15 protein-coding genes are annotated in these 13,107 nt (G+C 50.0%); 12 read left to right on the forward strand and 3 right to left on the reverse strand.

Annotation, left to right across the window (positions count from 1 at the left end):
- Positions 1–401: 401 nt before the first annotated feature.
- The 6 genes from Q0499_RS14815 to Q0499_RS14840 all read left to right on the forward strand — a co-directional run bounded on the left by Q0499_RS14815 (position 402) and on the right by Q0499_RS14840 (position 5,903).
- Positions 402–821: a YbaN family protein gene (locus tag Q0499_RS14815; RefSeq protein WP_299200559.1), complete on the forward strand. Its 420-nt coding sequence runs from the start codon at positions 402–404 to the stop codon at positions 819–821.
- Positions 822–1,065: 244 nt separating this feature from the next.
- Positions 1,066–3,348 (forward strand): 5-methyltetrahydropteroyltriglutamate--homocysteine S-methyltransferase, encoded by a 2,283-nt coding sequence (metE, locus tag Q0499_RS14820; protein ID WP_299200561.1) that lies wholly within the window; start codon positions 1,066–1,068, stop codon positions 3,346–3,348.
- Between the two features lie 148 nt (positions 3,349–3,496).
- The gene (locus Q0499_RS14825) at positions 3,497–4,066 is read left to right on the forward strand and encodes a pyridoxamine 5'-phosphate oxidase family protein (protein ID WP_299200563.1); all 570 of its coding nucleotides are present in this window, start codon (positions 3,497–3,499) and stop codon (positions 4,064–4,066) included.
- A gap of 60 nt (positions 4,067–4,126) precedes the next feature.
- Positions 4,127–4,819, forward strand: a complete 693-nt coding sequence (locus tag Q0499_RS14830; RefSeq protein WP_299200565.1) for a DUF4336 domain-containing protein — start codon at positions 4,127–4,129, stop codon at positions 4,817–4,819.
- A gap of 51 nt (positions 4,820–4,870) precedes the next feature.
- Positions 4,871–5,212 (forward strand): 5-carboxymethyl-2-hydroxymuconate Delta-isomerase, encoded by a 342-nt coding sequence (locus Q0499_RS14835; RefSeq protein ID WP_299200567.1) that lies wholly within the window; start codon positions 4,871–4,873, stop codon positions 5,210–5,212.
- Positions 5,213–5,252: 40 nt separating this feature from the next.
- Positions 5,253–5,903, forward strand: coding sequence for a hypothetical protein (locus Q0499_RS14840; RefSeq protein ID WP_299200569.1), 651 nt, complete (start codon positions 5,253–5,255; stop codon positions 5,901–5,903).
- Positions 5,904–6,049: 146 nt separating this feature from the next.
- Here Q0499_RS14840 and Q0499_RS14845 read toward each other — a convergent pair whose 3' ends face one another.
- The 3 genes from Q0499_RS14845 to Q0499_RS14855 all read right to left on the reverse strand — a co-directional run bounded on the left by Q0499_RS14845 (position 6,050) and on the right by Q0499_RS14855 (position 9,059).
- Positions 6,050–8,251, reverse strand: coding sequence for a diguanylate cyclase (locus Q0499_RS14845; protein ID WP_299200571.1), 2,202 nt, complete (start codon positions 8,249–8,251; stop codon positions 6,050–6,052).
- 110 nt (positions 8,252–8,361) lie between these two features.
- Positions 8,362–8,703, reverse strand: a complete 342-nt coding sequence (locus tag Q0499_RS14850) for a hypothetical protein (protein WP_299200573.1) — start codon at positions 8,701–8,703, stop codon at positions 8,362–8,364.
- A gap of 2 nt (positions 8,704–8,705) precedes the next feature.
- Complete coding sequence (locus Q0499_RS14855; protein ID WP_299200575.1) at positions 8,706–9,059, reverse strand: NifB/NifX family molybdenum-iron cluster-binding protein; 354 nt, start codon at positions 9,057–9,059, stop codon at positions 8,706–8,708.
- 208 nt (positions 9,060–9,267) lie between these two features.
- On the opposite strand from Q0499_RS14855, the gene Q0499_RS14860 reads away from it, so the two are divergent.
- From Q0499_RS14860 to Q0499_RS14885, 6 genes are all read left to right on the forward strand, one after another.
- The gene (locus Q0499_RS14860; protein ID WP_299200577.1) at positions 9,268–9,633 is read left to right on the forward strand and encodes a hemerythrin family protein; all 366 of its coding nucleotides are present in this window, start codon (positions 9,268–9,270) and stop codon (positions 9,631–9,633) included.
- Positions 9,630–9,896, forward strand: coding sequence for a hypothetical protein (locus Q0499_RS14865; RefSeq protein WP_299200579.1), 267 nt, complete (start codon positions 9,630–9,632; stop codon positions 9,894–9,896). The genes Q0499_RS14860 and Q0499_RS14865 overlap by 4 nt, the downstream gene beginning before the upstream one ends.
- A gap of 213 nt (positions 9,897–10,109) precedes the next feature.
- The gene (locus Q0499_RS14870; protein ID WP_299200581.1) at positions 10,110–10,667 is read left to right on the forward strand and encodes a hypothetical protein; all 558 of its coding nucleotides are present in this window, start codon (positions 10,110–10,112) and stop codon (positions 10,665–10,667) included.
- Positions 10,668–10,894: 227 nt separating this feature from the next.
- On the forward strand, positions 10,895–11,227 hold the full coding sequence (locus Q0499_RS14875; RefSeq protein WP_299200583.1) for a DUF1840 domain-containing protein: 333 nt from the start codon (positions 10,895–10,897) through the stop codon (positions 11,225–11,227).
- Between the two features lie 259 nt (positions 11,228–11,486).
- Positions 11,487–12,467, forward strand: coding sequence for an amidoligase family protein (locus tag Q0499_RS14880; protein ID WP_299200585.1), 981 nt, complete (start codon positions 11,487–11,489; stop codon positions 12,465–12,467).
- Positions 12,440–13,102 (forward strand): gamma-glutamyl-gamma-aminobutyrate hydrolase family protein, encoded by a 663-nt coding sequence (locus tag Q0499_RS14885; protein WP_299200587.1) that lies wholly within the window; start codon positions 12,440–12,442, stop codon positions 13,100–13,102. Before Q0499_RS14880 ends, Q0499_RS14885 begins: the two co-directional genes overlap by 28 nt.
- Positions 13,103–13,107 lie beyond the last annotated feature (5 nt).

Genomic DNA, 13,107 nt, shown 5'->3' on the forward strand with positions numbered 1-13,107 from the left:
CCGCTTATGACAGCGATTTCCAGCAGCTTTCATTGGAATAGTGGCAGCATAATGTTCATTATTTTTTACAAAATCAAGTAGCGTAAACCACTATAGTGATATCGATTTTGTCCTTATAACGATATTAACGCTCACTGTTATCACAGGTATATGCCCCAACCGGGGGAGGTCTGAAAATCGAACTCAATCATGCCTATCTGCCATTCAGTATAGCGGCTGTGAAAGGCGAACAGGTACGATACGCTGTGTCCGACACTGCCTGGGCTTATGTTTAAAATACCGATCGCTGTCACTACGCCGCGAGAAACCATAGCTAACAAAGCATCTGACTAAATGACAGCATAGATCTGTTATGAGCAGATCTGCTAGGATGAACCTATTGAGGCCATTGAGAGTAACCTGTGCATCAGACACTGATCCGAGCGTTTTACCTGATAGGCGGCTTTATTTTCGTTCTGTTAGGCATCATAGGGGTATTACTGCCACTGGTCCCGACCACCCCTTTTCTACTGCTTGCGGCATTCTGTTTTTCCCGCAGCTCGGAACGTCTGCACCAGTATCTGCTCAACCAGCGCTGGTTTGGTCACTATATTCGTGACTGGGAAGAGCACGGCGTGATACCACTCAGAGCTAAACTGTTCGCTACCAGTATGATGCCGGTGATGATCAGTTACCCACTACTGTTCCTCAGCTTTCACCCCGGTTTAAAAGCGCTGGCTGGCGCCACCGTTGTCTTTGCCCTCTGGTATGTGTGGAGCAAACCATCAGAACGACCGATGACAACGGAGAAAAAAACGGATACTCCGCGGAATACCTCTTAACCAGTATCGTTACAATGACGCTCAATACAGTCATTGATAAAACAGTTGTCTCTAAAGCGATTGCTGACAACACTATTGGTTATAAAACTGCTGGTTATAAAACACACTGTATTAATTATATTCAATAATTTGTGATTTTATATCAATTTACCTCATATTAAATCAACCCCATACTCCTCTCCATTGTCAGGGCAACACATGTCATGACAGATATATCTAAAGACCGAACTATCAACAGGAGAAGATGGTGAAAACACATATTCCGGGCTTTCCCCGTATTGGCGCGCAGCGTGAACTGAAATTTGCGCTGGAAGACTACTGGCATGGAAAATCAACCCGCAGCCAGCTGGTTGAAGTGGCTAAGACGTTGCGAATGCAAAACTGGAATATACAGGCCGACAGCGGTATGGACTTCGTCACCGTCAATGACTTCTCCCTGTATGATCAGATACTGGATCACTCCGTACTGCTGGGGGTGGTGCCTCAGCGTTTCAGGGATGGCAGTTGCGACAGTTTTGATAACTACTTCCGCATGGCCCGAGGGCGCGCACCCTCCGGTAGTGCAACCCGTGCCTGCGAAATGACCAAATGGTTTGATACCAACTACCACTACCTGGTACCGGAGCTATCCGCCAATCAGCAATTTATTCTCAATCCGGAAAAACTCCTGGCAGAGATTGCCGAGGCGCAGCAACTGGGGCATCGGGTTAAGCCGGTCATCCCTGGCCCGATAACCTATCTGTGGCAGGCAAAATGCGCTGACCAGGCGTTTGACAAACTAACGCTGCTGCCTGCCCTGCTGGACAGCTATAAAGGCCTGCTGCGGTTGCTGGCCCGCAAGAACATTGACTGGGTGCAGATCGATGAACCCGCGTTGGTGCTGGAACTGTCCCCTAAATGGCAGGAAGCCTATCGCGAGGCGTACCAGACACTGAGCACCTGCGATACCGGTCTGAAACTGCTGCTGACCACTTACTTTGGCGCACTGGAGGACAACTTTGACCTGACGGCTTATCTACCGGTAGATGGCTTCCATCTGGATGCGGTGCGTGGCGGTGATGAATTTATTCGTTTCAGCGAGCGGCTGCGTTCTGATCAGGTACTCTCGGTGGGAGCCATCGATGGCCGTAATATCTGGAAAGCCGATATTACCGCGCTGGCCGAGCGCCTGGCACCGGTAGCCGCGCGCTTAGGGGAAAACCTCTGGCTCTCCAGCAGCTGTTCACTACTGCATGTGCCGGTGGATCTGGAACAGGAAACCGGTTTTGATACTGAACTGCGCAGCTGGCTGGCCTTCGCACGGCAGAAGCTGAATGAGATCAGCCTGCTGCAACGGACTTTACAGGGCGAGCACTCCGATCAGTTAGCGGAAAATCTACGGGATGTCACCGTGCGCACGAAATCCCAGCGGGTTCATCGTATCGAGGTGAAGCGCCGGGTTAACGGACTGAGACCGCAGGATGGTGAACGAGGTCTGCCCTATGCTGAGCGGGCTATCAAACAGCAGCATAAACTGCAGCTGCCCGCGTTTCCGACCACCACTATCGGCTCGTTCCCACAGACGGCGGATATCCGTTCGGTCCGGGCCCGTTTCCGCCGGGGCGAACTGGATGAGATCGCCTATACCGCCATTATGCAAGCGGAAATTAAGGACTGTATCGAACGGCAGGAGCGCTATGGCCTGGATATGCTGGTGCACGGTGAACCGGAACGTAACGACATGGTGGAATACTTTGGCGAACAGCTGGAAGGCTATACCACCAGTCAACTGGGCTGGGTGCAGTCTTATGGTTCCCGTTGTGTTAAACCGCCGATTATCTACGGCGACATTCTGCGCAAAGCAGCGATGACCGTCAGTTGGAGCCGTTATGCACAGTCGCTGAGCAACAAGCCGGTTAAAGGGATGCTCACCGGTCCGGTGACCATGTTGCAATGGGCATTTGTGCGCGATGATCAGCCCCGTTCGGAAACCTGTCTGCAGATCGCCCTGGCGCTGCGGGATGAGGTGGTCGATCTGGAACAAGCGGGCATCGCTGCGATTCAGATCGATGAACCGGCGATTCGTGAAGGCCTGCCGCTGAAGCAGTCTGAGTGGGATTTCTATCTGCAATGGGCGGTCTATGCGTTCCGCGTGTCTGCCAGCGGGGTACAGCCGCAAACCCAGATCCACACCCATATGTGCTATGCCGAGTTCAATGACATTATTCAGGCCATTGCCGATATGGATGCCGATGTCATCACCATCGAGACCAGTCGCTCTAATATGGAACTACTGGAGGTGTTTACGGAGTTTAACTATCCCAACGAGATCGGTCCGGGTGTCTATGATATTCATAGTCCGAATACCCCCACCGTGGAGCAGATTCAGTCACTGATTGAAAAAGCCGCCACCCTAATTCCGGCGGAACGGCTCTGGATCAACCCGGACTGTGGTTTGAAAACCCGAGGTTGGGAAGAGGTTGCCACCAGCCTGATCAACATGGTCGCGGCAGCTAAAATCCTGCGGGAACAACGACTGGCGGCATAGTCAGGTCCCGCAAGCAACAACCTCAACACAAGGCTGGGAAGCGATTCCCGGCTTTTTTGTTTCACATCCCTTTTCTGTTTCACATCAGCGCAATCATCTGATATTAATCTGCTAACAGCCTGCAAACGCGGTGTTAAAGGAGAACAACATGGGTCAGCAATTCTCAGAACTATCGGATAAACATAGTGAGTTTATCGCTGCACAGAAAATCTACTTTGTCGCAACCGCGGCAGCAACCGGACATGTGAACCTGTCCCCCAAAGGCGGAGATTCCCTGCGGGTGATCAACTCAACCACCCTTGCCTGGTTAAATCTGACCGGCAGTGGCAATGAATCTGCAGCTCATGTGCTGCAGAACTCGAGAATGACCCTGATGTTCTGTGATTTTGCAGGTGCACCGCTGATTCTCAGAACTTACGGCGACGCCCGGGTGTTACATCAGACTGATCCTGAATGGCAGCAATACTGCGAGCTGTTTCCCACTACAGTTGCCGCCCGACAGATATTCGTACTGGATATCAGCCTGGTCCAGTCATCCTGCGGCATGTCAGTGCCCTTTTTTGCTTACCAGGGCGACCGTGATGCGTTAGCTAACTGGGCGGAGAAAAAGGGCAAAAGCGGGATCGAGGCTTACTGGTATAACCGCAATCAGCAGAGTATTGATGGTTTCGACACCGGGATTGTCGAGCGCTCCGGGATCAGCGCACCTGAAGAATAGGGGTGCTCTCGAGGGCGTTTCTCAAGGGCTTGTGTCCGGAGCTTATGTCAGGAGCGAAATGTGATTAAAGTCGGTAATAACATTTGGATTTTTGAAGGTGCGGCCGTGCCGTTTTTTACGCTGCCCTACAGCACGCGGATGACTGTGGTCAGGCTCGCCGATGATGAGCTATGGATACACAGTCCAATCGCCTTGACAGATGAGCTGATCCGTCAGATTGACCAGTTGGGAACTGTTAAATATCTGATTTCACCCAACCCGCTGCACCACCTGTTTATCCAGGCCTGGCAAGATCGCTATCCCGAGGCACTCACCTTTGGCACAAAAGCCCTGCAGCAAAAACGCCCGGAGATCTGTTTTGAAGGAATTTTCACCCCACATTTTAATGCCCCCTGGGCAGAAGATATCGCACAACTGTTGTTCACCGGCTCCCCTGCTATGGAAGAGTGTGTGTTTTTTCATAAACCTTCGGCAACACTGATTGTCACCGATCTGATCGAAAACTTTGCCCCCGAGTCATTCACCCCACTGAAACGCTGGGTGGCCTCTGCCGCAGGCATTTTAGCCCCCAACGGCAAGATGCCCCTGGACTGGCGACTGAGCTTTATGTTCAGCAAAACGAAAGCGAAACAACATCTGCAAAACATCTTAAGCTGGCACCCCAAAAAAATCGTTATGGCCCACGGACAGATAATCAACAGCGACGCAGAACACTTTTTAAAACGTTCTTTTAACTGGCTGAATATCGACTGAGACTCATTGCGCTCGCTTGTCACGCCCTGATTTTATCCGGAGATTAACCCCTTGCCACACTGTATAGTTGAATATTCAGACACACTCAGATCCCGGCTTTGCCCATCGACGCTGATGCAAACCGTTTATGAAGGCGCGCTTAAATCGGGGCTGTTTGAAGGGCCTGATATTAAAACCCGGGCACTGGCCTACGAAGATTTCCTCACCGGAGCAGAGCCCAGACCGTTCATCCACGTAACAATACGTATGTTAAGCGGCAGAACAGATGCGCAAAAACAGCATTTATCTTCTACAGTATTAAAGGGGTTAGCAGGTCTGAATCTAACTGGAATATCGTTAACAGTGGAAGTGGACGACATTCACAGAAATAGTTATGCCAAATTGCTTGTCTGACGTTAGTAGCGCCAGACTTTGCTTACCCTGAGAGGTCTGTATGTTAGCAGGTCATATTGGTGCAGCGCTGGCCATCAGCCATCTGGATCGGCGCGTTAATTTAGGTGTACTGGTCGCGGCATCACTGCTGCTCGACCTGTTGCTCTGGAGCTTTATTCTGTTTGGCTGGGAATCGGTCATGGTTCCTGATAATTATGCCGAACAGCATCAACTGAAATTCAATTTCGCCTATTCTCATAGCCTGTCTGCTGCGGTTATCTGGTCAGCAATGGCGGGGGCCGCCTCGTTTCTGTGGTATGCCGAACATAAAGGCTTAGGCTTTCGTGCCGTCTTTATGGTTTCGGTAGCAGTATTATCCCACTGGCTTCTGGATTTTACCGTGCATAATCCCAACATCCCGTTATTGGGTGAGGCCTCTTTCAAAGTCGGCCTGGGGCTCTGGGATAACATGCCGCTTGCGCTTTTATTCGAGGGAGGCATACTCGTCAGCGGACTTTTCCTGTTCCTTTTCGCTGCCAATATCTCAGCCCTTAAAATGAGCGCTATCACCATTATCTGCTTGCTGGTACTTGCGACCACGGTAGTTAGCATGACGATTGCCCCGGCGCCCCCGTCAACGGTCACATTAGCGGAAAGTTCGCTGGTGATAATCCTGGTTACCTGTCTGCTGACCGGGTGGCTGGCGAAGTAAGCTATGGAAGTAAAGCTATAAAACCACGTGTTATCAGACGCTCGGTGCTTTTTATTATAAGCACTTACATAAGCACTTACATAAGCACTTACATAAGCACTTATATAAGCACTGTTATCAACACTTTTATCGACACCAGGTCAGTACTAAGTTGCCAGGTCTCTCTCGCCCTGTAACCCCTGATTGGTCTTCAATTCAGCGGAATAAAAGCACAGTGTTTCAGCGTTCTTTTTAGCAGCATACATAGCGATATCCGCTGCAGCGATCAGCTCAACCCGGTTAGCGCCATCCTGTGGAAAGAAGGCTACGCCGATGCTATTTGATAGCTCTATTTGTGTCCCCGCTAACTCAAACGGATCGATCAGTGACGCGGTCAGTTTTTTTACAATAGCCGTTACATCATCGTCACTGGGACTGCCTGGCAATAACAGCGTAAACTCATCGCCACCTAATCGGGCCAGGGTGTCACTGTCGCGCAGCACCCTGCTAAATCGCTGACTGACCGCCTTTAGCAGCTGATCACCGACCTCATGACCTAAACTATCATTGACCGCTTTAAAACCATTCAGATCCATATACAACAGTGCCGCAGTGGAGCTGTTGCGCCGACACAGCGCTAACGCATGCTCAACCCGGTCAAGAAATAAACGTCGATTAGGCAGCCCGGTCAGTGCATCATGAAAAGCAAAATGCTCCAGCTCTGCGTTGGCCTGTTTCAGCTCATCGGTACGCAGGCTCACCAGTCGGCTCAAACGTTCATGATAACCAAAGGATGACAGTACAATCAGCACTGAGAGAGAGCCAAACAACACTTCAGCAAGTAGAAAATTCAGACTATCGCCAACCTGAAGTGCGGTCACCTCACTGGTACTGAGATGCAGATTAAAGGTCCACTGGTGATTTGCGAAACCCATGTCGAACTGATGGTTCAACCCCACCCCGGCAGCAATATCTTTCATGATAGCTGCGTTGCCAAACACTCTGTCTGCCGGGTTATCATTTTCGTATACATAGAGATCGATATAATCCAGCCGTTGACGGATCTGTGTATTGTTAAGAATTTCAGACACCAGAAAGACGCCGACAACAAAGCCTTTCAGAGACTCAAGCCCTCCGAGTGAGCTACCCCCCGGATCAACCTGCTGAACCACCGGAGAGAAAATCAGAAACCCCTGCTTATCATTTTTAGCCTGTACCAGCTCAATAATATCGGTCGCGGTATCTTCCCGGGTCACCCTGGCCTGCAACAAGCTTTGCTTCCGGGATTCATCGGAAAAAACATTGAAACCTAATGCCGGATTATTGTTTCGGAACGGTTGAATATACTCAACTACCACCAGCGGGTCCGTTGGCAACAGAGGTTCACCTTTAATCTTAAATGCCGGATCGACCTCCAGCTGTGCATGCTTTTCAAACGCAGCCACGCTGTCCTGGTCGATTACAATATTCCAGGTGATCGCTAGAAAACCGGGAAACTCATCAAGATAAGGCTGGCTATACTCGGCAAATACCTGCTGATCTATCTCGTCGGCCTGCGCCAGCCGACTGCCCAAACGATTCAGGGCATTGATATAGCTACTCATATGCTCTTTCAGGGTATTTTCAAGCGCTTCTGAGGTGAGTTCAAAATTATTTTCTGTCTTCGCCACAACAGCATCTTCAATATATTGCTGCATCATCTGAAATACGGTGATCAGGGTAAACAGAGGGATTGATAGCGACTTCAGCTGGCGAAACCAGATAGTTTTAGTAGGCTGACGGATAAACATCGCCAACAACAGTGGCGTGACCAGAATGACACCGAGAAAATCACCGATCCACCAGACCAGCACGTTATTCAAGTAAACCTGAGTAGACTCCGTACTTTGACCAAAGCTCAATGCAGCATTACCCACCACGGCGCTGATCAGGCAGGAGATCAGGGCGATGCCGATAAACCCCACCACCTGAGCGTATGAAGGCGCATCGAGTATGTTGATTCGCCGACGTCGCAAAATCCGTTCATTGGCCCACGCCTGAGTCATCGACCCCAGAGCGATAACCCCTGAGGTGAGAACAACCTGCAGCCCCAGTTCACCATGATGCCAGAAATAGTTGACTGAATTAAACAGCAGAGAGCCTAGCAGAATGACAGGCAGGAAACGTTTGCCATAGATCAGACACCCCGCCAGCGCCACACCCGCAGAGGGCCACAAAGAAACGATCTGTGCCTGTGGGCTAAAGTTGGAAAAAAAGAATGCTAATCCAACATAGAGTAAGATAAGAATAAGATAAGTATTTCGGCCTACCGAAGAGCGCTGAACGTTCAAAATGCTGACGATGCTCCATATAGCTTGGAAACGAGCCATTCTATAGCTACCCCATAGTACGTCTATGGCTCCGGAATAGCCCTCATACTATCGGATACAAGAAACCAAAATGGGTAATGTAAGTCTATAAAACTTAAATATGATACGGTTTAAGCGCCACCCAGTAGCCCAAGTTGGCGAATTCGGGCTTTAAACGCCTTCATCACCGGACGGGAGATCATCGTTTCAGCCAGTAACCGCTGTTCATACACCTGCAGCTTAACCGCTTCATCCTCACTGTGTCGGGCGGTTGCGATCAACCTATGCACGTCAGGCTCCAACAGTGTGTGATGAAACGCTTGAACCCCGTCATAAAGCGCCGCCATGACGGTTTTTTCCTGCTCCGCCATCTTGCATTTACCATCGATAATTTTCAGCATCACCGTAATAGCACAATCCACTTCAACCGGGCTGAGTTGATGCTTCGATAGCCAGTGTTCTATATCGGTCATGGTCAGCTCCAGTCAGACGTTTGTACATAGTGCAGCAGCGACGCTTCAATCGCTTCATGCCCGTAATCGCTCACAGAGTTGACTCCGATCCGCTTTAACTTCTCCTCCGGCCCGTCGCCGATCTTAACCACGAACACCGCATGACAATCTTTAATCGTTTCCAGAATCAGCTCCATCGCGGATCTGTCGCCGGTATGCCCCTGACAGTAGTGGTCTACCGCCCGCCGCTCAACAAACTCACAGTGATCTGCGGATACACGATAGATTAAAAATGCCTTGGTATGACCAAAATGCAGATTGATCGAAACAGCATCTTTGCTGGCGACGGCCATGAGTACGGGTGACGATTTCAGCATCGGCTCAAACCTCTGTGACTGAGTTGTTTTTCAGCTGCGCTAAAGCCTTTATAACTAAAGCCTTTATAAAAAGCGCATGGGAAAAGAGTATTTGCAAAAGCTATACCAGCCATCCCTTTATTGGCGTGCAAATTGCTGAAGTTGTCTGACTAGCGATTAAAACTAACAATTCAGACGACAGACGATGTCAGGGTTAAAGGTTTACCTCATGCAACATTTGAATCATGCAGAAATTGACCGTGATCATCAGCACTTTGCTGACATCACTACCCGGTTGAAAACCTCAAATACCGACCAGTTCAAAACACTGTTTAGTGAACTTCTGAGTCATACGGAAAGCCACTTCAAACGCGAAGAGCAGTTGATAGAACAGTACCGTTACCCCGGAAAAAGCGAGCATTGCGGAGAACACAACCGCCTGCTGACTGAGTTGCGTCAGTTCAATCAACGGGTGCAGCAGGGCCGTCTGAGCCTGGCCAGAGCCTATATAAATGAACGCGTTGATGCGTGGTTACAGCAACATATTAGCAATATGGATGCCGCGCTGGTTAAACACATAGAGAGCCATTCATGAATACCGTGCTGAACACCGAGCTTAACCGGATTATTCAACTTGAGGATGGGCTGGTCGCATTAGCATCGCTGTACCACAACCCCATGACCGGTGACCGGATTCTGAAGCTGGAGCTGAACTACCACAACCAGATTATCGGTGCGAAAAGCTTTACCCTGCAGGGTTTCAGTTTCGAAGAAGCGGAGCTACTGGTGAAAGAGTTGCCGAAAAATCACTACATTATGCGCGAAATTGATGAGTTTCTGGCGGGTGATATGGATTAGAGATTGTCATAAACATAACAAACTTTAAAACGAACGGCTGCAGTGAAAACAACAAAATGTGGTGGTTTTGCGCTCCATTATGGAACAAAACCAAGTTGGAAAATTTTTCCTCATATAAATCATAAAGTTAAACACAGAACCACCTTAGGTACGCTAATTGCAGATTATAGAAAAATTCTATGAATACGGTTTTATATACTCTGGAGTAAGCAAATGTTACTTGATCAATATAAGCAAGATGGCCTGTTCTTTAACGTAAACTTTCTCGAATCAACGGATACACCGATGCAAGCCTATCGGGGTGAACTGATTCTGGTCGAAGGTGAGATTGGCGATGACAAAGGCCACTCCAAACCGCCCGTTGATGTTATGCGGGGTGTTTTTATACTGGCAGACGACAAGATCAGAATGATCGGCGGTGTCGTTGACTCGATGGACTCACTCCCCTCCCTGATGGAGAAATACAGTGCCGATTTTGCCAGCGATATCAGTGCACTGATCTATGTGGTCAATCTGGAAAAGCCGGTTGTGACCGAAGTTTCCGGCTTTAACCTTATCCTGATTCCGTTGGTTCAGGGTGTGCCATGGAACGAGACGATGGAAGAGCTGGCGATCGAGAAAAGCGATCTGAAAGGTCAGTCTGCAGGTAACAAGCTGATCACAGTCTACGAAGAGCTGAAAGGCTATAAACCCAAATTCCCCAGCGTGGATTTTGAAGCAGCGATGGCGATGATCACCGATGCCAAGCGCGAAGGCTGGGGTGCGGTTTAACCATCAGCACAGGGTTTTATGTTCTGATCAATTCAGCAGACGTTGCACCGCGTCAGCCCTGATCGGAACACCTTCAGTCATCAGGTGCTGCGCTAGTAGTCTGCCTGATATTTTTACCATCGCGCTGAAACAACGTATCTCAACGAGATAAAACGTTAAACAGACGATTAATCACCGCGTGTCCCATCGAATCAACTATAGTGTTCCTATACTCAGAGGAACTCATTATGCTTATTACCTTTTCATCGCCTGCCTGCGCCAACATAACGATGTTTGAAAAGACTGCACTCAACCTGCTCAGATTGATGGGTCACAGCACCCGGGTACCCGGCGCGATCCTGGCAAAGGATATCCCGGCTGCGCTAGCCCGGTTAGAAACAGCGCTGGCTAATAACAAAGAGAATCCAGAATCAAAGGGTTCAGATGCAGATGATTACGATGAAGCGCCTGTCACACTGGCTAACCAGGCTTTCCCGATGATCAGCTTCCTCAAGACGGCCGATAAAGAAGCGACTGACATCATGTGGGATATCAGTAGTAAGCATACTATCGGCATCTGACCTTAACGCGCACCTGAGCAGAGTCTGAGTGATATTTACAACGCTGGGCTGAAGAGGGTTAGGCTACACACTATCGGCTATAACCTTTCCGTTGGCCCCCTGCCATGCCAATCCGTTGGTTAAATCCTTTGTTATAATTCTCATTGCACGATTTACTCACAATCGATGACTGATCTGATGCAGGTATTAACCCGTAAAGATGAGTAAGCCCCTGATGAGTAGCCCCCGATTAAAAACAGGAAAACAGGAATGTTAACCTATGGAGAGAACAATCACTTATAAATTACCCCCCTGCACCACCAACGCTGAAGGGGCTGAGCGCCGGGTCGGCTTCGAACTGGAGTTCTCAGGTCTGACGCTACAGCAAACCTCAGATATCGTCAAAAAGACTCTGGGAGCAACCCTGCAATCTGCAACGGCTGCAGAACATAAGTTACATGCGCAGGGTCTTGGCGACTTCAACATAGAGCTGGACTGGAACTATCTGAAGCAAAAAGCAGCAACGGCCGGTGAAGAAAACCGCGAATTACTCGATTTGATCAGCGATGCCGCCAGCCTGCTGGTACCCATTGAGGTTGTCTGCCCCCCTATTCCCCTATCCCGACTTAGTGCCCTTGATCAGCTGGTGACAGCGCTGAGAAACGCGGGCGCAATCGGCACCGAGGAATCGATCATTGCGGCTTACGGAGTGCATATCAATGCCGAGATACCAAGGCTGGATGCGGCGAACCTGTATGCCTATCTACGGGCATTCTCACTGCTACAGTGGTGGCTGGTCGAGGCGCATGAGGTCAATACCAGTCGCAAAATCAGCCCCTATATCGATCTCTATCCGGAGAAATATGTCATTAAACTCATCTCGGGGCCTCCCCCGGATATGGATACCCTATTTTCTGACTACCTGAAGCACAATGGCTCCCGTAACCGGGCACTGGATCTGCTGCCACTGCTGGCTGTGATCGACGAAAACAAAGTTCGCAGCCGGGTGGACGATCCAAAAATCAACGCCCGGCCAACGTTTCATTACCGTTTGCCCAACTGCAATATTGAACACCCGGACTGGTCTTTGGCGCTCTCCTGGAACACCTGGTGGATCATTGAGCAGCTGGCAGCCAGCCCTGAGCTTCTGGACAAGCTGAGCCGCGCATTTCTTGAGGCCGGGCAGCCACTGTTCGGTGTCAGTCGTAAACAGTGGACAGAGTATATTGATCAATGGCTAACAGACCACGCATTGGTGTAACCGGCACTGCCCGGTTCTGGTCCCCGGGTTGGTGGTGTGCCGCGCTCGCCCTGCGACTGGCAGGAGGCATTCCCGAGCGGATCAGCGTACGCCACCCTCCCACTGGCAAACCGCTGGATGGCCTGCTGGTCGGCGGCGGCAATGATATCAGCCCGGAGCATTATCAGGGCGATATTGAGAAACCGGTCAAAAGCGACCCGGCGCGGGATGAGTTAGAGATCCGCTGGATCAAGACCGCGCTGGATAACGATATTCCGCTGATGGGTATCTGCCGGGGGGCTCAACTGATCAATGTCGTTTTAGGCGGTACCCTCTACCAGGATATCCGCAACATCAGACAGCATACCTATAACCGTCCCGGATTATTGCCAACTAAACAGGTGAAAATAGCAGCAGAATCAAAACTGGCGAGTATATTTAAAACGCAGCATCTGAGAGTTAACAGCTTGCATCACCAGGCGATAAACTCCACCGGTAAAGGGCTGAAAGTCGTGGGATATGACCTGGATAAGATCACCCAGGCGGTCGAGTCAGAGCAGCATAAAATCATCGCGGTGCAGTGGCACCCGGAATATCTTATCTATCTGCCATCCCAGTTCGCCCTGTTTCGCTGGCTGGTTAACAACTCAAACTGAGGCCA

It is taken from the genome of uncultured Amphritea sp. (genome assembly GCF_937127095.1).
Taxonomy (GTDB): Bacteria; Pseudomonadota; Gammaproteobacteria; order Pseudomonadales; family Balneatricaceae; genus Amphritea.